The following is a 296-nucleotide window of genomic DNA, read 5'->3' as shown; positions in this document are numbered from 1 at the left end:
TAGGGTCTGTTGACATTTACTGTTCATAATTAACCCTATAAAGGTAGCCATAAAAATATACAGGCTAAAGCAACAGAACTTTGATAATTTCTTTTGAGCTTGTCATATCGAGTAGCTATTCCTCTAAATTGCTTTAATCTACAAAACATATTTTCAACTAAATGCCTGATTTTATATAAATACCAGTCCATATGGTCATTGTTCGATTGGCTATTTGTTTTCTTTGGTATATTCGCTTTAGTCCCTGTTTTCCTGATCTGTTCACGCAGTGGTTCTGAATCATAGCCTTTATCTGC

The 296-nt window shown here is 33.8% G+C and carries 1 protein-coding gene; it reads right to left on the bottom strand.

All coding sequences use genetic code 11. The features are described 5' to 3' along the window. Nucleotides 1-35: 35 nt before the first annotated feature. A partial coding sequence (locus tag NO346_RS14740; protein ID WP_032036223.1) for an IS5/IS1182 family transposase occupies nucleotides 36-296 on the bottom strand: 261 nt, incomplete at its 5' end.

The organism is Acinetobacter sp. 5862 (assembly GCF_024494585.1).
In the GTDB taxonomy this organism is placed as follows: domain Bacteria; phylum Pseudomonadota; class Gammaproteobacteria; order Pseudomonadales; family Moraxellaceae; genus Acinetobacter.
The sequence above is the reverse complement of the archived record's forward strand: the minus strand, read 5'-3'. Positions and strand labels throughout refer to the sequence as shown.